Consider the following 19,547-nt stretch of genomic DNA (forward strand, 5'->3'; position numbering starts at 1 on the left):
CCACGATCATCAACGGCAAAGAATGGGCAATCGAGCGTATTGCTCCCGTCTCCGGGGAGCTCGAAACCTACGCTGGTGAGTGGCCCAGAGCAATGGTTGAGAACGCTCAGTACGAACCATCCCAACCCGTCTGGGTCGGGTGTTCCGAGCGCACCGGTCGGGAATTCGGCGTCGAGTTCTCCCGGACCTTCCGCCATATCGCCTACCTTGGCAGCACGGGGACAGGGAAAACAACCGCCATCTACAACAGCGTGACCCAGCTGATGAGGGGCGGCCATGGCGTCGCGATCGTCGATCCAAAGGGTGACGATATCTATGATCTCCTACGACGGGTCCCGAAATGGCGCTGGGACGACGTCGTCTACGTCGACCTCGGCGCGGACTACTACTCACTGGAAGATGAGGAAACAGGAGAGGACGTTCCCTACCAGATCGGATTCAATATCCTCGACACCTACCACGAGCCTGACGAACCTGGCTTCGACGAGGAGATCGAGTGGATCGTCGCTGACCTGATCGAGTTGCTCGCGGCGGGAGAGTACTGGGGCCCACGGATGGATCGCATCGCGAAAAACATGATTCGGGGAATGGCCCGCCATGAAGAGGAGTTCACGATCATCGAGATCTACTACGCCTTGCTCGAAGAGGAAAATCGCCAGCAGTACGCGGACCTAATCGGCGATTCGATCGATGACGATGACATCATGTTCCTCGAGGGGTTCACCCGCCGGATCGCCGAGGAACTCAGTGACGACGAGCTTGACCCACTGTTGGGACGACTGAAAGACTGGGTCGAGAATCCGATCACGCGGAAGATCATCGCGATGCGGGGTGCCGAGGTCACTCTTGGCCAAATCGTCAACGAACAGAAGATCCTCATCGTCAATAACGACCTCCCAAAGGAAGCGAAGATCATGACTGCTAATGCGGTTGTGAGTGGGATCTGGACCGCTGTTACCTCTCGGAAGGATCCCTCCGAACAGCAGATGATGGAACTGGCTGGCATGGACGACGTCGGCAGCGAGTATGCGCCCTTCTTCCTCGCGATCGATGAGTGTCACTCAGTGCTGACCGATGGCGACGAGATCGAGACGATGCTCATGGAAGCCCGTTCGAAGAAACTTGGGTTGATGCTCTCGACGCAGGTCCTCAGGTCGCTCCCGGACGATGCGGCGGACGCAATTATCTCTAATTGCAACACGATCCTCTCACTCACGCCGAATCATCCCGAAGAGGCGCGCGAAATCGCGAACCGATTCGGTGGCATGGATACTGAGGATCTCCAGCGAACGCCCGACTACCACGCCCAGACGCAGCTCAATAGTGAGGATGATCCGTTCCTAGCGAAACTGATCCCACCCTATCCGCCACGCCACACGATCGAAGAAGCATACGAGTTGATCGTGACCTCGCTTGAGAACTACGGTTCACCGGTCCAGAGCGGCGAGGAGATTCTCGAGGAGATGCACTTTGATGCTGGCGGAGCTATATCAGCAAACTCAGCTGGCGAATCGGCCGCTCATGCGGCTACCGAAAAACAAGCCGATATCACAAGCGATCCGGCCGAACAGGCGCTGTACGAAGCAATCTACACGGTCCAGATCAAGCGTGATGCGATTGGAGCGTTCGTCGAGAGTGCGGCTGTCAAAGACGAATGGCGCCGCCGCGTTGGTGAGCTCGGCTTCTCCTCGGAAGTCTCGAACGTCATCGAACAAGCCCCCGACGAGTATCTCGAACGCAAGCGTCGCAATGGAACGTCAGTAATCCGCGTCACTCCTGAAGGTCGGGAGTATGCGGGATTACAGCAGGATACGGGCAGCAGTGCCAGTGGTGGCGGCGACGAACACCGCTGGGTGCTTACCGAAGCCTACCGAGCGTTCACGAAGTTGGGTGCCTACGTCGAACTTCCCACACAGGAAGGAGCGGAAGATCCGGATGGAATCGCAGACCTCCCGATTGATCCGATGACTGCACAGGATCCACGTGAGATGCATCAGCGCGAGAAACAACTGCAAGAAGAGTATCCTCGTCTATACGAGCTTACCGATGGATTGAACATCAGCATCGAGGCCGAAACCTCAACCCTGAAAAAGCCGATGCAGACGCTCACGAACCTGCGGAAAGCGATCGATGAGCACAAACTCTGCGTGTTCGCCTGCAAAGACGGGACGGCAAATCACGAGCAGTTCGATTACTGGCCTCGACGAGGCGAAGGGATCATCTACGATACGACCGGAAGAGGCGCGAACCGGACAATCGATTACGATCAGCTCACCTTTGCAGCAGACATCGACAAGCAAGGCAACCGGACGTTCTACAACAAGGGTGCGACGCTGGAACTCGAAGAGGACGTCTATGCAGTGCGAAAGCGTGACAACGAGGACGTAGTATGGCGCGAAGATGGCGAGGAGATCGTGATGGGCGGCTCAAATGGCAGAGAGTACACTCGCTTCGAGAATCCCGAGATGGTTGCTAATCCAGAGCGCTCTACTGTTCCCGCCTACTACACCACAGATGAGGACACGGGTGACTATATCGTCCGGTCACACGGCGAGAAGTTCACTTACGGCTCGAACGAGGAGATGACTGCCGACTGGATGGTGGTCCGTGCCCCGTTCATCCCGGAACTCGAATTCGAGCGGCAGCCAACTCCCGATGACTTCTGCTTTGTCGTCTTCCCCGACGAAGATAACGAGAAATATGATAAGCCGATGGTCTGTGAGCGTGGTGAGATCAAGCCACTGCTAACAAGAGATCGATCGTGGAGTACACCGAACTCGTCAGTCGACGTCCCACAGTCTGAATCGGAACAGCAGGAGGCCTCTCCTTCTGACGAGAGCCACGAAGAAGCCACCACGTCCGATAGAGAGGGAGGGTTCTCCTCGTTATAGGAAATGGGTTGCTACGACTCCCGATGATGCTGTTCGACGAGTTCTTCGACTTCGTCCGCTGAGTACTCGAGCTCGTCCATAACAATATCGCGTAGGGCGAGCATCCCCGCCCGAATCAATTCATATTCCTCTCGTTCCCCCTCATCCCAGGCGCCGAATGACTCGTTCTCGAAGGCAGCGACAGCGGCGCCGATCTCGCCGATCGATTCACTCCGGTCAGCATTGTCTGTCGTACTGCCCCCCTCGAGTTGTGCTTCGACCTCGGAGAGGCGGCTATCGAGCGACTCAACAGTCGCAGTGAGTTGTTCTAGCTGAGCCGGGATATCTTCGACTGTGAAGTCCTCATCACGGGCCTCAAGAATCTGCTGTCCGAGCTCCTGGCCCGCGTCTGTCAGCGTGATTTCCTTGGGGGCGACTGAGGCATCATCAGTAGCTGGCTGTGCAACAGTCACGAGGTCAGCGGGGGCCAATTTATTTTCAATCCGATACAAAATTTTGCGGTTGTCGTCGATGGGCGTCGTCTCTCTTACTTGTGTACTGGTCAGGGTCTGCTCGTGCTCGAAGAGCGTCCGAATAATCTCTTGGGATTGCCAATCGAGATCACGGTCAGTAGCGCTCATAGAGAACCATCTAGTTCCTGAGTAATAAATTAACTGCCTCGAAAAATGGCCTCGGCAAAACAGGCTCTAATTTCGAGAGTGAAATTTGAGGGGGCAGTCGAGGGGTTTCGAGGGTGAAATAATAGCGCGTCTCTCTATAGTAGTATAGGTACCCAGTAGGTCGAAAAAGAGGATACCTCCAGGGGCTGGTGCACAAGCGAGCTAACAAACCCTCAGGAAGCTTAAATGAACCAGCGAAGAGAGACCACTGGGAGTCCACATCGAGACAGAAAGGCCGGGAGTCAAACCAAACTCAAATAAGGGGAGTCCCAAGAATGAACTCACCGAAACAAGAGTAGCTCTCACAGCACTGAACTAGACAACAAAAGAAGACACCTACTCGATCCGAGAAAAGATAAATGGCTCTGAAAAGGCGATGAAAGAGAGTCGATTCAGCACCGATGACATGGAAGGCGATACAGCAGCAATGAGGAGTCGATCAGCACGAAACCAAGGTATCTTCACCTCGATAGCCGCGCGTCTCAAAAACTATCGGAAGAGAGATCTGTTCATCGGAAGCGCTGTGTCAAACAGAACAGTAGCAAGCTGAGTCCAGTACTCCGGATAGTCGGTACTCCCGCTGGTACAGAAGACTATAGAATAGACGACAGAGAGGCACCACGAGCTCCGCATTGCTTAGTAGGTGAGCGTGCACTGACAGGGGTCCAATAAGAGCGAAGCAAGTGGGGGGTCCCCACGAATGAGACTGGAAAACAGTGGAGGTGCCTCGAGGCAAAATCTCCAAATAGATTTCAGCATTGCCTGGGTATCCATCCGTCTTCAAAGAGGGGTACCTCATTAGCGAAATAAGGCACAAGCAATCATCGACAGACAGCCGCGTCAGTGACAGTCGAAACACCACTAGCCGGATCGACGATGCCACAGCCAGCTAAACTACACAGAAGAAGGCAGTGCCGAAGCACCCGTCGTCTCCGCAGTGCCAGGACGAGACTGAATGATATCACCAATAGAAGCAAGATACCACCACAGGACAGCTATCCGACTCCCAAGGCGGGCTAGTGCCCCTCACCGAGAAAACCGATGCGAGTGGCAGTACTTCCAGGATCTGGTAGAGATAGTAGTGCGAATCAATCTATGACGTGGGACTCCCAGTAGGCAGTAGCCCCCTGACTCCCCAGTTGAGCTGTGTGGGAACGACGGTAGCGGTGCTCAGACCCTAATGGTATTTTCAGTGGTCGCTGTTGGTAAAGAGTAGGTGACTTCCCGTAGCACTACTGAGATAGCGTTCTACTCTGGCCGTTGGGACATGCTATGAGTATCCGAAAGGTGAGAAGAGTGCCTCTGACACTGAGAGAGCAGGGCGACACCCTATTGTCAGTCTATCACCTATTAAAAGTTCTCATTGCCTTGCATGGTCTGGAGTGCTCTCTGTATTGATCGGTAACAGTGAGCTGAGAACAGTGGACCCCATGCGAGCTGTAGTGTGGGGACCCCAGTCTGCTCTTAGTGACGGTGGACCCCTACTCTATCGAAACGCGATCTTTCGAAGTTTCAGCTCACCATGGAACTACCGTATGAGCCGGCTCCTCAAACGAATGTACCTCAGTATCTACTCAAAACAAACAATTACTGGCGTGAGATCAGCCTGTTCATGCACACTGAGCTGTCGCTGCTTAGAGTATGGGCTCAGAGCCCAGTTGCTCGGCGAGGTCGACGAGATCGTCAGCGATGACGTCGTATGCTGACTGGGAGGGGCGCTCGACATCGTCAGCCCGCTCTGGTCCCCACTCAAAGGGCCGGTGGACATAGGCGGTTCGAAGTCCTACTTCACGGCTCGCTTCGAGATCCCGCTCGTGGGCCGCGACCATCATGACCTCTGCTGGCTGGAGATCAAGGTAGTCGACTGCGGTCAGATAGGCCTCTTCGTCGGGCTTGTAGTGACCCGAGAGTTCGGCCGACAGAATGAGATCCCACGGGATGCCAGTCCGCTTGGCAATGTTGGTGAGAAGTCGTATGTGGCCGTTCGATAATGGGGCGATAAGGTACTCCGATCGAAGCTGAATGAGGCCCGGGATCGAATCGGGCCAGGGACCGAGGACTAATCGCCGGCCATGAGCAACGAAAAATCTAGGTCTCTTGCCTGGCGTCGTGGGGTAAGCAGGTACGTGATATGGCCGTTGAAGACGGTTTTCGTCTTCCTCGCAGAAGAGCCACAGTACGGGTTGGCGATCAAACGCACCCTCGAAGCCTACTCTGATGACGAGGTCAATCACGGACGGTTGTATCCCAACCTCGACTCGCTCGTTCAGGAGGGATACATCGAGAAGAGCGCACTCGACAAACGCACTAACCAGTACAAACTGACCGATGAGGGGACGATCTCCTGCTACGCCAGCTCGACTGGCGACTCTCGAAACTCGTGATCAACGAGGATCGGGCAGCCGAAGTGTCCGTTGCGACTGATAGCGACCCTTCGGCAGTGTGAACTACTCTGCCGCCGTTCCGGCCACGGAGGCGTCACCGTCTAGTTCGCTACCCATCATCATCTGAATCATCGACTCCTGGTCAAGCCTGTCGATGTCTTCCACCCCGACGAGTCGTCCCGAGGCGAGGACGGCGGCGCGGTCCGCGACCTCGAAGACCTCTTCGAGGTTGTGATCGACCAGAAGTACCGTTCGACCCTGTTCTTTTAGCCGTTCGATCAGGTTCAGGATCCGATCGGCGGCTTCGACCGAAAGTGCGCTGGTCGGCTCGTCCATGATGACGATATCGGGATCGGATTCGATCGCTCTCGCGATAGCGACTGACTGCTGTTGTCCCCCCGAAAGGTCGCCGCAGTCGGCGTTGGGATCAATTTCCATTCCGAGTTCATTGAGGACTTTGTCGGCCTGTCGCTCCATCTCGTCGTCGTCGACGATCCGGAGCCACTCGCCGAGCTTGCCTTCGACGAGCGGTTCCTTCCCCAGAAACACGTTTTCTTTGACCGTTCGATTCGGTGCGATGGCCAGATCCTGATAAACCGTTGCGATACCGGCAGCCTCGGCGTCTTCGTAGCTGCCGAAATTCGCTTCCTGTCCATTCACGTAGAACATCCCTCGAGTAGGATCGTTGACCCCCGACAGGATCTTGATCAGCGTCGACTTGCCGGCACCGTTGTCGCCCATCAGTGCGAGCACTTCGTTTTCTCGTACGGCGAAGGAGACGTCGTCGAGTGCCTGAATCGCCCCGTAGGCCTTCGAGAGCCCGTCGAGTTCAAGTACGGTGCTCTCCATCACGTTTTCGCTCTCGGATCGTTGCTTTGCAGTCATAATTACAGCCATTCTCCCGATTGCTCTTCGGCGCGAAGTGCGACCGCGAGGATGATCACAATCCCGCGGAAGAACTCCTGATGGGACGTTCCGAATCCGTGCAACAACAGGCCATTGTCGATCACCGACAACAGCAGCGCACCGATGATCGTTCCGGTGACCCAACCGCGACCTCCGAACAGCGACGTCCCGCCGAGAATTACCGCGGCGATCACGGCGAGTTCGATGCCCATACCCATGTCGGGACGCGCAGCACTCAGGCGGCCGATCATTAGCAATCCGGCGAACCCGGCGAGCGTACCAGTAACCCCGAGCGTTGTCAGTTTCACTTTCGCAGTATCGATGCCGTTGTACCTAGCCGCCTGCGAGTCGTCGCCCGTCGTGTAGATGTGACGGCCGAACCGAGTGTATGACAGTACGTAGTGGACGAGCACGACGGCGAGGCCCGCCCAGATAACGATCGCTGGTATCGGTCCGATAGACCCCGCGAAGACATTGAAGAACCCGGGATCGCGGACGACGATCGTTTCGGTTCCGGTGACGATCAGGGCGGCTCCGCGCGCCGCCGCCAACATGCCCAGCGTCACGAGGAACGACGGAATCCCGAAGTAAACCGTGAAAAAGCCGTTCGTCAGTCCGACTATCGTTCCGACGCCCAGCGCGACGACGACGGCTCCGATCCAACCGAAGCCAGCGTTCAGCGCCATCGCCGCGAGCACCGCGCTGAGGGCCATTACCGACCCGACGGAGACGTCTATCTCCGCGCTGATAATCACCATGGTCAAACCCACGCCCAGCACGGCGACGACAGCCGTCTGTCTGGCGATATTCAGCAAATTTTCGATCGTCAGGAAGTACGACGACGTGAGGCTGAACAGCCCCATCAGCGCGAGCAACGAGACGAGGACGATGTGATCTCTCCACGACAGCTGGCCGAGATTGAGGACTCTATCGAAGACTTCGATGTTCTGTGAACTCATGTGTTGACTGTATCAGTTGGTCGTTTGTTGGTCAATTCAGTCATCGAGGTGTTGCGTGATGTCTTCTGACGGTTTATCGTTGAACACTTGCTCGTATGCCTCCACGAGGTTGTGCCGCAAAACTGCGATCGGCTGGAATGCGACGTACGGCGGCGTGTCGTTGCCCAGTAGCGCGTGACCGGTCATGTTCGCTTCCGCGACGCCCTGGTCGTACGGTCGCTGGGAACCGAGTCCGACGATCGGACCTTCCGCCGCCATGATCTCTGCCGATCGTTTCCCAAGGTCGGCCGCGGTAACTCCGACGTCACGGCCGGCCTCGTCGATCGCACTCGCCGTCTCCGCCGCCGGCGGGTTGTCCCAGATCGCGTAGATGCCGTCCAGATCCGGATTGGCCTGAAGCATGTTCTGGGCAATGCTGTAGGCCCCGTCCGGATCGTCGACGAACCCGTTTTCCGCGACGATCTCTACATCCGGGTACTCGTCATTGAAGACGTCCCGAACCCCGGCTTCACGTTCGTCGTTCACGTACATATCGGCTTCGTGGGTAATAAGACCGACCTGGCCCTCGCCGACGACCTCTGCGAGGATCCGCCCTGCGATAGTCCCGATCCCACGGTTGTCCGCTGCAACCCCACCAGCGTATTCGTGGGGGTGATCGAAGCCGTCCGGAACGTTGTCGATGAAGATAACCTCGACGTCGCGCTCGGCGAGTTGACGATACGATTCCTCTGTCACCGTCGCGTCGACGGGAATCGAAACGACGGCGTCGATCTCCTCGGCCTGTCCGGCGAGCGTTTCGAGCACGTCCACTTGCTGGGAAGCGTCCATCTCCGCCCCGTAGACGCCCTCGACTTCGACGCCCAGTTCTTCGAACCTCGTTTCTAGCCCCTCGCGCTGGAGCCTCGTCCACGCGGTACGGAGGTAGTGGAACACGATCGAGACGGTGTAGTCGCCCTCCTGGAGTTCTTCGACCTCGGCGTCCGAAAGCTCGACCGCTTCCGGCTCCGAGGGTTCGTTACCCTGCGGACCGTCACCAACGAGTCCGTCCGGTTCGATTTCGGCGAGGTCGAGTTCGACGTGCAGATCCGCCGTGCTCGTCTCGTCGCCGCCACCAGTACAGCCTGCAACGCCGGTTAACAGCCCGGCCGCTCCGGTTGCTTTTAGGAACGTTCTACGGCCTATGCTATTCAACTGCGAGTTAACCTCTCGCATAATAATCTGTAGCGCAAACACGGTACTTATACTTTTGCATCATAGATCATAGAATAGGAAGGACGATAGTGAAGAGTCAGGCATCGTACTTTATTTTTGAATTATAGTTGAGGGATGTCCGAAGATTTACTGCAACGGCAACAGAAATTCGGACTGTCTATGGTTCAGATTACAGCAACTGTACCAGCAGTGTACGAGGACGAGCCGTTCGACGAAGGTGTGCGCCACGCCGCGGAAGCGGGGGTAGACGCTATCGAGTTCTTTGAGTGGGACCGCGACGAGCTCGATCAGCTGAAAGATATCGCGCAGACCCACCAGGTCGATATCGCCGGGATCCTGCTCAAAAACGGGATGCCGTCCGAAGAGCCCGCGATGACCGACCCCGACCAGGTGGACGCGGCGATCGAGGACTTACGAGACACGATCGCCGCGGCGGCGAAACTCGACTGCGAGTCGATCATCGTCACCGTCGGTCCCGAACAGGAGGCGTACTCGAGGGAAGTACAACATAGGGCGATCGTCGACGTCCTCCGCTCCATCGCCGACGAAGCCGAGCGGAAGGACGTCACTCTCGGGGTGGAACCGCTCAACGCCAGCGTCGATCACCCCGGTTACTACCTAACCTCGTCCCGGGAGGCCTACGATATCGTCGAGGCCGTCGACAGTTCCAGCGTGTCGATTCTCTTCGACGTGTACCACATGCAGATCGCCGAAGGGAACGTGATCGACAGCATTTCCGAGTACGCAGACAGGATTGACCACTACCACGTCGCCGACGTTCCCGGTCGCCACGAGCCGGGCACCGGTGAACTCAACTACGAGAACGTCGTCCGGGCGATCGCGGACACAGGTTTCGACGGGTACATCGGCTGCGAGTTCTGGCCGACTGACGACCCCGACGCGACGCTCGAAGCGGCCGTCGAGTTGCTCCGGCAGTAACATTCCTCGCAGATCGAGCGACGATTTATTTTCGGCGACCGCGAAACTGGTCGCGCTGACCGACCGCAGTCGAAGGCGGCGAATTGAGAAGAGACCCGAAATTAGTACGGCTGTGTCATCCTGACGAACCGAGCGATCGTCCTTTTCATCCGGTGCATTCCTCCTCGAGCGTGGGGAGCGATTCTACCGACGTAGCGAGCGTCTGGCGGTTGATTTCGTACGACGGTCCGTTGCCGACGGTGTAGTTGAAATACACCAATCCGGTTGCACACAGCTCATCGATGTGATCGTAGAACGCCTCCAGATCGATGTCTGCCCGCTTGCAGATCTTCGACGGATTGGGGTTGTGGCCCGCTTCGGCGATGAGAACCGACAGGATCCGGGCCTTTGCCGGTTCTTCTAACGCATTGATGAGGGCTTCCGCCTCGGAAGAATCCGGAGACAGGGACCGCTCAGTCATCGCTCCCACCTCCGTCGCTGGCTGCCGCTCTGTGCCACTGCTCGGCCTGACTGTTCGCTTCCTCGATAGCGTCGGTGAGGGGTTCGTACTCGTTCTCGAACGGATCCAGGAACCCGGTTTCACTGGTCGTGATGTCGCCTCTCGGAGCCTCGTCCCACTGTTCCATGATGCCACAGACGTGCCATCCGAGCATGTACGGTTCTGCCATTATGTCGCGGACGTACTCCCTGTGCGCTTCGGCGACTTCTTCTTCGGTATCGAAGTGATACCCTTTGCAGCCGTGTTCCGTTTGCTCGGGGCGGATCGTGCTGAACGAACCGTCGCCGTTCATCACCGGGTTGCCGGTTACCTCGTACAGCTTCTCGACCATTTCTCGGTGCGCCTCAAACGGCTCATATTTCTGGATTACGTTGACGTCGACGTACTTCCCGAGAATCGGCATCAGCCATTCCGGAACGAAGTTCTGTTTGTCTCCCAGAATCAGGTGGTTCTCGTCGTGTTCTCGGATGTAGTCGTGGTGGAGCCCGTACCACTTTTCCGCGATATCTTTGTTCAGGTCGAGGCAGTCCTCGCGCGCCCGCTCCGGATCCTCGGGATCGAACCAGTCCGTCGTTTTCGCCAGTTCGTCCCAGGACTGGGCGTCCAGCCCGTACACTTCAGCAGCGTCCGCCGCGCTGTCGTACCGATCGCGCAGGATCTCTATCCAGCGCTGCTTCCCGGCGGCGTCGGGGTCCCGTTGTACCAGTGAGTGGACCCAGGGATAGATGAACACGTCTTCGTCGTACTCCTGCTGTTCGTCCTCGCGCAGTTGCCACCAGGTGAGATCCTCAAGGTAGTACCCGAGGAGATTTTCCTCTGAGCGGTGCTCGCGACACATTTCCTCGACGCGGAAGGCGAGCTTGCGCTTGAATTCGTTGGAGAACGGGTCGGGGAACGGGCCGTACTCGAACTTCTGTTTGTACCACGCGACCGGGGCGTACCGCGTCGCCAGACTCGACATGGTCTTGACGTAGTAGATATCGTCCGTGTAGTAATCGTCGGGAATCTGGACGTGGACGTGCTTCCCGAAGCTATTGAATCCGAGATCTTTCGAGAGGTCGATGATGTTCTGAACCCACCGTTTGGCGGCGTCGCCGTACGGGTTGAAACTGTCGAACGTCACCATGTCCTCACCGTACCGGTCTAGCGTCTCCTCCTGGTTGTACGGTGTTAGCCACGGGTGAAGTTCCAGGTGATTCACTCCCAGCGTAACGAACGATTCACCGTCCGGTCCGGTGAACCACCACACGTCGTCGATCTGCTCGACGCTCACGAATCCATTCGCCTCTGTATCGACGTTGCTCGACGCCATAGTGTGTACTCACATAGCACAGCGCATAAACGTATCTATGCGTCGTCTGTTCGAGGGGTGGTAACCGTTGTTCGTCCATCCGTTTGGAGAAAAATTGACGCGAGGAGATAGGACAGGCGGTGCCCTGACTGGGCTTATCCCAGCGTGTCCCGTAAGTGTGCCAGACCGTCTCTCGCCAGTTCGTCCTGATCCGGCGCGAGGGGACGCCAAACGGACGCGGCCTTCGCGATGCTCTCGACGTCCGGAGTAAACGATTCGACGACAACTGCCCCGTCGAAGTTCACGTCGTCGAGAGCACGACCAATCTCCGACCACCGGATGTGGCCCGTCCCGGGGGTACCCCGGTCGTTGGCACAGGCGTGGACGTGTCCCATCCGACGGTCGGCGCTCCGGATCGCCGCCGGAACGTCCTTGTCCTCAATGTTCATGTGGAACGTGTCCAACAGGAGTTGACACGAGGGATGGTCGACACTATCCACCAGATGGATGCCCTGTTCGGTGGTGTTGATCAGGCTAGTCTCAAACCGATTGAGCGGCTCCACGCACAGGGTAACGTCTCTCGTCTCGGCGTATTCTGACAGCGAGCGAAGCGTCTCTGCGAGCTCTCGTTCGGTCGTGTCTCGTTCTTCTGCGTCCATTTGCCAGAGTCGACCGGTCGAGGAGTAAATGGGTCCGACGAGGGTCCCCCCGCCGAGCGTCGCGGTCGCGTCGATCGCGTCCCTCAAGTACTGTTCACCGGTTTCCCGCTTGTCGGCCTCCGGATGAACGAGGTCGCGTTCGGGCGCCATGACCGCGGCGGTGGTAACGTCGAGTCCAGCGGACCGGACGACCTCGGCCGCTCGGTCGTAGTCGAGGTCGTCGTGATCTTCGAGCGGGATTTCGATGACGTCGTACCCCATTTCGACGGTCTTGTCAGTCAACCGTTCTAGCTTGTCGACGGTCAGGGACGATCCCCAGACCCAGGTGTTGATACCGAACTGCATATCCTAGAGCTACGATTTGTCTTTGAAATAGCTGTCTCTATCGTATCATTCGATCGATAGGGAAAGCGCTTATATCGGCTGAATCGAGAGTGTAGTAACGAAGCCATGAGAGGGATTATCCTACCTGGCGATGGTGAGGCGTACGTAAAAGAATGGGACTGGGAAGAGCAGGCGGTCGGTCCGAACGAAGTGCGGATTCAGATCGGTGCTGCTGCGCTCTGCCGCAGCGACATGAGCCTGTACTACGGCGATCCCCTGGTCGGCGGCGAGGATTCCGGCGAGGTGGTTCCAGGCCACGAACCGGCGGGGACGATCAACGAAATCGGAGAGAACGTCGACCACCTCGAAGTCGGCGACCGCGTCGCGATAGACTGTTTCGTCGGATGCGGGCACTGTGAGTACTGTTTGGACGGCGAAGATATGTTGTGTGACGACGTGGAGATCCTCGGGTTCGACAGACACGGCGGCGACGCGGAAGAGCTGATCACCCCCGCGTCGACGTGTCACAAGATGCCCGACGAGATGAGCATGGCCACGGGGTCGGTCTCGACGGACGCGATCGGCAACCTGTACAGCACGTGCAAGCAGATCGGTCTCAGCGCGTCGGATACCGTCGGCGTCGTCGGGCTCGGTCCGATGGGACTCAGCGGCGTCCTGAACGCGGACGCGTTCGGCTCCGATGTGGTGGTCTTCGAACTCGTCGACGAGCGACGCGAGAAAGGGCTGGAACTCGGCGGCGACTACGCGATCGACCCCTCCGAAGAGGATCCCCAGAAGGAAGTCGACGCGATCACCGACGGCGAGGGCCTCGACAAGGTAATTGAATGTTCGGGCGCCGTTCCCGGCATCGAGATGGCACTCGACGTCGTCGGGCGACACGGGACCGTCGCACAGCTCGGCGAAACGCACGACAGCGAGGTTCCCGTCCGGCCGAGCGACCACCTCATCCACAAGAAAGTTGACTACGTCGGCTCTTGGTACTTCGACAAGCACGAGTGGCCGGAGATCGCCGACTTCATCGTGAACAAGATCGGGAACGACCGCGCGGAGGAGATCATCTCCCACAAGTACCCCCTCGAGGAAGAGGAGGTCCAGGAAGGGTTCCGGAAGTTCGACAACCGCGAAACGCAGAAAGTACTGTTCACGCCGTAGACAATGGTCAAATACAGCTACAACGAGCTCGTCTACGCCGACGAGTCCTTCGAGGAAGGAATCGAACGCGTCGCGAAATACGGGTACGAGGGAATCGAACTCACCGGCGAAGATCCGGCGTCGGTCGATGCCGACGAACTGAAAGAACCGCTCGATCGATTCGATGTCGAGGTGTCGTCTCTCTGTGGGATCTACACGGAGGAGCGAGATCTCTCGTCACCAGATCCCAACACACGGGCGGCGGGGATCCGGTACCTGAAAGAGTGTATCGATCTCGCGGCCGCCGTCGACGCCGAGATCGTCGGCGTGGGTCCCAGTCCGGTCAACAAGATCTACCCGGACGCCGACCGCGAGGAGGAGTGGCAACTCGCCATCGACTCCATCCGAGAGTGTGCCGACTACGCCGCCAAGGAGGGTGTCGTGCTGGCAATCGAACCTTGGAACCGCTACGAGACGTACTTCATCAACCGGCTCGAACAGGCGGTCACCCTAGCGGAAGACGTCGATCGGGACAACGTAGGCATCCGCGCCGATCTCTTCCACATGAACATCGAGGAAGAGTCTCCTGTTCGGGCGCTCCGTGAAGCGAGGGACCACCTCGTTCACGTTCATGGCGCTGGGACGACCCGAGCGGCGCCGGGACGCGGTCACTACGACTGGGAGGAAGTCGCCGCGACGTTACAGGCGATCGGATACGACGGCTACATCACGTTCGAACTCCTGCCCGCCGCTGCAGACCCCTTCCGCGTTCTGGAGGGCGGCAAGGACGAGGCGGCGGCGTTCTACGATCAGTACACCGAGGAAGCGATCGAGGAAGTCCGGCGAGCGTGGGATGCCGCCGAAGCAGCCTAGTAAACCGTCTTTTCCCTACTTTTCGTCCAGCAGTTCTACCATGTTTCTCGCGGTCGGTTCCAGTCGAGGATTCGCTAGGCGTCACCAGAACACGGAAACGCTCGCTCGGGCCGCGATGCTGGGCACACTGGCAGCCGATAGTGCGTCTGGATGCGACGAAACGAACAGTCGACGGCACTCGTTCGTGCGCTCACGCGACGGAGCGCGTACTCGACGCTGCCCTATATCGAGTGAGAGGATTCGAGCAAGTCCTCGGGCAGTCCTTCCTGGTAGTGTTTCGGGTACTGTTCTTTGAAATTCCCTCGATAGACCGGCAGCGAACCGGACGCGATGAATGGCGGCGTCGATTCGCCGAGCAGCGCCTGTCCGACCATGTTCGCCTCGATGATCCCCTGCTGGTACGGAAACTGAGCGCCGGTCCCCTTGATCGGGCCGCCGAGGGCGATGTTCTCGACGGTTCGAGAGCTCAGCCCCGTCGTCGTGATGACGAACTCCGATCGGCCGACGTCCTCGACCGCTCTGGTGGCCTGGACGGCCGGCGGGTCCGACCAACTCACGAACATCCCGTTGAGGTTCGGATTGGTCACCACCATGTTCTGGGCGAGGTCGTAGACGTCGTCGGGATCGGTGAACCCCTCCTCCGCGGCGATCGTGACGTCGTCGGAGTTCCGCAAGACGTCTCGAACGCCGCTTTCGCGCTGGTCGGTCACGTAGAACGGCGCGTCGAACGTGATCATTCCGACGTCGCCCTTCCCGAGGAATTCGCGGAGAAACCTGCCCGCGACGATACCGACGCCCTCGTTGTCTGAGGACACGCAGCCGGCGTAATCGCGAGGATGCTCGAACCCGTCCGGAACGTTGTCCATAAACACCAGTTCGATTCCCGCATCGGCAACGGCGCGGTACGCATCCGCCGTCGCGGCCGTGTCGACCGGGATCGAGATCACGGCGTCGACCTCGTTGTCGGACAGCTTCTCGATGATCTCCGTTTGCTTGCTCGCGTTGAACTCCGCCCCGTAGACGCCGTCGACAGTCACGCCTAGTTCATCGAACCGCTCTTCGAGACCTCTCCGCTGTAGCTCTGTCCACGCCGTCTTCAGGTGATGGAAGACGATAGCGACCGAAAACGACTCGTTTCGAACGGCCTCGGCTTGGTCGTCGGTGAGGTCGACGGCCTCGGAGGCCAAGGGATCTGCACCGTTCGGCCCCTTCCCTGCGGGGTGGTTCACTTCAATGTCCTCTATGTCCATGCTATGTTCTTTTGCGGTTCGATCCATAGGTGTTGTGGAGAGATTCGCGGCGATCGAAGGGTCGTCGGGTCCCCTATCAAACGCATCGACGGGGATCGAGCCTCTCGACGAAGCCGGAACCGGCGCGCGTAACCGCTAGGCACCCGCAAACGCTAAGTATGCTGGTACTGGAAATCATGCAAAGATGAGGGATGGCACTGATTCCGCAGCGACCGTCGACGCGGTGGAGCGAGCGTTCAGTGTCATCCGGGCGCTCAGAGAACTGGACGGTGCCGGCGTCACGGAGCTGTCGAAGCGCCTCGACATGTCGAAAAGCGGTGTTCACAAGCAGCTAACGACACTGGTCGAAGAGGGGTACGTTACGAAAGCGCGGGACGAGTACCGACTGAGCTTCAAGTTTATCGCCGACGGGGAATACGTCAAGAACAACAGTTCGTTCTATGATGTCGGCGCTCCCGAAACCGACGATCTGGCAAACGAATCCGGCGATTTCGCGCACCTCGTGGCGATGGAGCGCAAAGACGCGTACTGCGTCTACGTGGCCGAAGGTGACAACGCCGTGGCGACCGACGTTAACGTCGGCGACTGGATCTCGCTCCACAGTTCCGCCGCGGGCAAAGCGATCCTCTCGGAACTGCCCGACGAATACAGAGAGCGCGTGATCAAGCAGGAACTACCCCCCAAGACGGAGTTTACGATAACCGACGAGACCGAACTGGCACAGGAACTCGACGAGATCCAAGCGAACGGGGTCGCGTTCGAGGACCAGGAAAATGTCCGGGGGATGCGCAGCGTCGGCGCTCCGATACTCTCCTCGGACGGCGACGTGCTCGGTGCCGTAGCCGTTTCCGGGCCGCTATCGCTACTGACCGACGACAGGTTCAGGAACGATCTGCCGGGACTTGTCCGGCAGACGAAGAACTTCATCGAGGTCAAGGTGTTGCTGGAGTCACGAGAGTCGATTGAAGAGGGGTCGCACGTCCCAAAAGACTTCTACTAACCGCGGCGGCCCGATGGACCGCGAATAACGAACTAACGACTGCGATTGAGGTGCAACATTTATTACATAGCAATGCGGATGGTGGTATCGTATGGCATTCGACTGCCGAGGCACAGTCAGGAGTACAGTCGACTCTAGCGACATCGATCGGCCGCTAACCGCGATCCAAGAGACCAGCGCCACACCGACAGGAGAGAACTGATCATGGCCGAACGACAGACTATCGTCGATCACGAAGGCGACAGAGTCACCCACCGAAAAAAGCGCGTCAACGGCGTCCGCCTGCACTACTACACCGCCGGCTCCGGTGAACCGCTGCTGCTCTTGCACGGCGTGCCGAAGACCGCCTACTATTGGAGGAAGCTGGTGCCGCTACTGACCGAGGACTACGAGGTCGTTGTCCCCGACCAGCGCGGCTTCGGCGACTCGGAGATGACCGACGGGGGCCACGACATGGAGACGATGGGCGATGACGCCGCAAAACTCATGGAGGCGCTCGACCACGACGAGTACCACGTCGTCGGCGAAGATTGGGGCGCCACGGCCGGCCTGGCGCTAGCCGGGCAGTACCCTGACCGCGTGAAGACGCTCTCGTTCCTTGAGATGATCATGGACGGATTCGGTCTCCAGGAGTGGTCGTTCCTGACCGAGGAGAACGTGGGCAACCAGCGCTGGCTCTGGCACATCAACTTCTACGCCGTCCCCGACTTCCCAGAGATGCTGATTGGCGGCAACGAACGGGAGTACTTCGGGCACTTCTTCAAGGTCGAGTGTCACGACCCCGCCGCCGTCCCCGACCACGCCATCGAGGAGTACGTCCGCTCGTTCTCCCAACCCGGCGGACTGCAGAATATGCTCCAGGTGTACCGCAACCCCTTCAAGAACGCCGAGTACTTCGAGGGGATGACCGACGACCAATTAGAAATGCCGGTACTCGCCGTCGGGAGCACCCACTTTATCGGTGAGGAGGTCGAGACCCAGATGGAGTACGTTGCCGAGGACGTTACCGGGGTAACCCTTGACTGGGGCCATCAGCTCGCAGAAGAGTGCCCGGAAGAACTGGTGGACGAACTGCGCGAGTTTATGGGGTGATCTGGTCGCCAAACGGGCCCAATTTTGGGAGTCTGCCCGGAGATTGCGTGATGACCTTCCGTTCGCTCCTGGCGAAAGTATCGAATTCAACCATTACGGTGGTCAACGTCGGACCTATTCCCGCGGTATTACTACGGCATTATCGGGTCTATCACCTACATGAGCATAGGACTTGGGCAGCGATCACTCTCATTTTCAGCAAATCGGTGATCCATGCTTCCCTGGCAGTAGTAACAGAGATTTGAGGTAAGGTAAATCATCAATCGAAGTAGAAGGTATTACACAGCGGGATAGAGAAGCAGTGTGCGTTCGCGAGGGGCGAACCTCACCTCACCCTATTGCTAGCCGAATAACGATGAATGTAGGTCGTTAGCAAGCCGAATTTATAGAGTTGAGGAGGAGACCCACTCAACGGTCAGAGTTGAAATTTGATAACGCCCTTCATCGCCGAAATGGAGTTCGCTGCTGGAGGACTCCGCAGACGGTCTCTCTACCACACCTCTCAAGAAATTTATAGAAAGTCGGACGATGAGAACTACTGTTTTCTCGCCGTCCTGCGTATTACATACATATGGTTGTAAAAAGAACCATCAAGTTGCTCAGTAGCTTATTACAGTAGGATATATGTAAACAGAGGAATATGGTTGTCGCGAAAGGAAGCCACTGAGCCGAGAATGTGGAGAGACGTGCTCTTAATCACGTGTTTGCTATATTTCGTCGATAGTTGAGAGGTCCTCGAGTTCGGCTTCGAGGTCGGTTTGCTCCGCCTCGAGCGAGGCAACACTCTCCTGTTCGGTTTCGAGATCGTAGGTAACGTCCTCGAGCTGGGATTGGGTGTCGCGAAGCGCATCGAGCTGTTCGGATCCCGTACTCTCGGAGTCAGCTTCCTGGCGCGATGCGAGCGTTTCGCGCGCGTCCTCAAGTTCGGTTTCAGTACTTTTGAATTGATTCGTGACGCGAGCGTGTTCCTCTTCAAGGGAGTCGCGTTCGCGCTGGGCTTCCGAGAGGTCGCTGAGTTGGTCGTCGATGGCGCGTTTTTCGGCTTGGAGCTGGCTGATCCGGGTTTCGATTTCCTCGACGTCGACCTCATGACCAGCGTCTAATTGATTCAGTTGCTGCTCCTAAACTTCACTGACGAATGCGGATGAGAACCACAGGGCATCCTCCAAAGTCGTGGACTGCCACATTCTTCGCGTCCTTTTAAGGCTACAAATGAGACTGGAAATACTGGGAGCTGGTGAGTCCACAATCGGCGCGAACACAGAACAGGATCGACTTAGCGAGTGACTATCACTTGAACTACTGACAGATACCGTGAAAATGAGCGGAAATGGACAGAGCAGCCGCTATCGAATCGGAGACCCGGAGTGAGAAAAGTGTTACCCGAACTCCCGGAGAAAGTCGCCTAACGCCCGCACGAACGTCTTCGCCGTAGTGGGATCCTCTAGAGTCGACCT

The 19,547-nt window shown here is 57.8% G+C and carries 15 protein-coding genes and 3 pseudogenes; 8 read left to right on the forward strand and 10 right to left on the reverse strand.

The window, feature by feature from the left end; genetic code table 11:
• Positions 1–92: 92 nt before the first annotated feature.
• Complete coding sequence (locus tag HACJB3_RS17990) at positions 93–2,891, forward strand: type IV secretory system conjugative DNA transfer family protein (protein WP_049934780.1); 2,799 nt, start codon at positions 93–95, stop codon at positions 2,889–2,891.
• Between the two features lie 11 nt (positions 2,892–2,902).
• On the opposite strand, the gene HACJB3_RS17995 is transcribed toward HACJB3_RS17990, so the two are convergent.
• The 3 genes and pseudogenes from HACJB3_RS17995 to HACJB3_RS20940 form a co-directional block, all read right to left on the reverse strand.
• Positions 2,903–3,511 (reverse strand): hypothetical protein, encoded by a 609-nt coding sequence (locus HACJB3_RS17995; RefSeq protein WP_008413648.1) that lies wholly within the window; start codon positions 3,509–3,511, stop codon positions 2,903–2,905.
• 1,673 nt (positions 3,512–5,184) lie between these two features.
• Positions 5,185–5,595, reverse strand: a pseudogene (locus tag HACJB3_RS18000) (HAD-IA family hydrolase); the annotation flags it as partial.
• Positions 5,596–5,612: 17 nt separating this feature from the next.
• A pseudogene (locus tag HACJB3_RS20940) lies at positions 5,613–5,699 on the reverse strand (helix-turn-helix transcriptional regulator); the annotation flags it as partial.
• On the opposite strand from HACJB3_RS20940, the pseudogene HACJB3_RS19425 reads away from it, so the two are divergent.
• A pseudogene (locus HACJB3_RS19425) lies at positions 5,677–5,996 on the forward strand (PadR family transcriptional regulator). The pseudogenes HACJB3_RS20940 and HACJB3_RS19425 overlap by 23 nt on opposite strands.
• A gap of 1 nt (position 5,997) precedes the next feature.
• Here HACJB3_RS19425 and HACJB3_RS18010 read toward each other — a convergent pair.
• Genes HACJB3_RS18010 through HACJB3_RS18020 form a run of 3 tightly spaced genes read right to left on the reverse strand, consistent with a single transcriptional unit; the run spans position 5,998 to position 9,011 of the window.
• The gene (locus HACJB3_RS18010; RefSeq protein ID WP_238532940.1) at positions 5,998–6,819 is read right to left on the reverse strand and encodes an ATP-binding cassette domain-containing protein; all 822 of its coding nucleotides are present in this window, start codon (positions 6,817–6,819) and stop codon (positions 5,998–6,000) included.
• Positions 6,820–6,821: 2 nt separating this feature from the next.
• On the reverse strand, positions 6,822–7,799 hold the full coding sequence (locus tag HACJB3_RS18015) for an ABC transporter permease (RefSeq protein ID WP_008413643.1): 978 nt from the start codon (positions 7,797–7,799) through the stop codon (positions 6,822–6,824).
• Positions 7,800–7,835: 36 nt separating this feature from the next.
• Positions 7,836–9,011 carry a substrate-binding domain-containing protein gene (locus HACJB3_RS18020; RefSeq protein WP_008413642.1) on the reverse strand — a complete coding sequence of 392 codons (1,176 nt, stop codon included), beginning with the start codon at positions 9,009–9,011 and terminating at the stop codon, positions 7,836–7,838.
• A gap of 159 nt (positions 9,012–9,170) precedes the next feature.
• Between HACJB3_RS18020 and HACJB3_RS18025 the strand changes: the two genes are divergently transcribed.
• Complete coding sequence (locus HACJB3_RS18025) at positions 9,171–9,950, forward strand: hydroxypyruvate isomerase family protein (RefSeq protein ID WP_238532941.1); 780 nt, start codon at positions 9,171–9,173, stop codon at positions 9,948–9,950.
• Positions 9,951–10,095: 145 nt separating this feature from the next.
• Here HACJB3_RS18025 and HACJB3_RS18030 read toward each other — a convergent pair whose 3' ends face one another.
• The 3 genes from HACJB3_RS18030 to HACJB3_RS18040 all read right to left on the reverse strand — a co-directional run bounded on the left by HACJB3_RS18030 (position 10,096) and on the right by HACJB3_RS18040 (position 12,744).
• Entirely contained in the window at positions 10,096–10,410 is a 315-nt protein-coding gene (locus HACJB3_RS18030; RefSeq protein ID WP_008413640.1) for a helix-turn-helix transcriptional regulator, read from the reverse strand.
• Positions 10,403–11,761, reverse strand: coding sequence for a hypothetical protein (locus HACJB3_RS18035; RefSeq protein WP_008413639.1), 1,359 nt, complete (start codon positions 11,759–11,761; stop codon positions 10,403–10,405). Before HACJB3_RS18035 ends, HACJB3_RS18030 begins: the two co-directional genes overlap by 8 nt.
• A 134-nt stretch (positions 11,762–11,895) precedes the next feature.
• Positions 11,896–12,744 (reverse strand): sugar phosphate isomerase/epimerase family protein, encoded by an 849-nt coding sequence (locus HACJB3_RS18040; RefSeq protein WP_008413638.1) that lies wholly within the window; start codon positions 12,742–12,744, stop codon positions 11,896–11,898.
• 105 nt (positions 12,745–12,849) lie between these two features.
• On the opposite strand from HACJB3_RS18040, the gene HACJB3_RS18045 reads away from it, so the two are divergent.
• On the forward strand, positions 12,850–13,896 hold the full coding sequence (locus HACJB3_RS18045; protein WP_008413637.1) for an alcohol dehydrogenase catalytic domain-containing protein: 1,047 nt from the start codon (positions 12,850–12,852) through the stop codon (positions 13,894–13,896).
• Between the two features lie 3 nt (positions 13,897–13,899).
• Positions 13,900–14,748 carry a sugar phosphate isomerase/epimerase family protein gene (locus HACJB3_RS18050; RefSeq protein WP_008413636.1) on the forward strand — a complete coding sequence of 283 codons (849 nt, stop codon included), beginning with the start codon at positions 13,900–13,902 and terminating at the stop codon, positions 14,746–14,748.
• A gap of 221 nt (positions 14,749–14,969) precedes the next feature.
• On the opposite strand, the gene HACJB3_RS18055 is transcribed toward HACJB3_RS18050, so the two are convergent.
• Positions 14,970–15,998 (reverse strand): substrate-binding domain-containing protein, encoded by a 1,029-nt coding sequence (locus HACJB3_RS18055; protein WP_008413635.1) that lies wholly within the window; start codon positions 15,996–15,998, stop codon positions 14,970–14,972.
• 184 nt (positions 15,999–16,182) lie between these two features.
• On the opposite strand from HACJB3_RS18055, the gene HACJB3_RS18060 reads away from it, so the two are divergent.
• The 3 genes from HACJB3_RS18060 to HACJB3_RS18070 all read left to right on the forward strand — a co-directional run bounded on the left by HACJB3_RS18060 (position 16,183) and on the right by HACJB3_RS18070 (position 19,193).
• Positions 16,183–16,998, forward strand: a complete 816-nt coding sequence (locus tag HACJB3_RS18060) for an IclR family transcriptional regulator (protein ID WP_238532942.1) — start codon at positions 16,183–16,185, stop codon at positions 16,996–16,998.
• Positions 16,999–17,202: 204 nt separating this feature from the next.
• Positions 17,203–18,090 (forward strand): alpha/beta fold hydrolase, encoded by an 888-nt coding sequence (locus HACJB3_RS18065; protein WP_013199695.1) that lies wholly within the window; start codon positions 17,203–17,205, stop codon positions 18,088–18,090.
• 758 nt (positions 18,091–18,848) lie between these two features.
• On the forward strand, positions 18,849–19,193 hold the full coding sequence (locus HACJB3_RS18070; RefSeq protein ID WP_008413631.1) for a hypothetical protein: 345 nt from the start codon (positions 18,849–18,851) through the stop codon (positions 19,191–19,193).
• Positions 19,194–19,547 lie beyond the last annotated feature (354 nt).

Source organism: Halalkalicoccus jeotgali B3 (assembly GCF_000196895.1).
GTDB lineage: Archaea > Halobacteriota > Halobacteria > Halobacteriales > Halalkalicoccaceae > Halalkalicoccus > Halalkalicoccus jeotgali.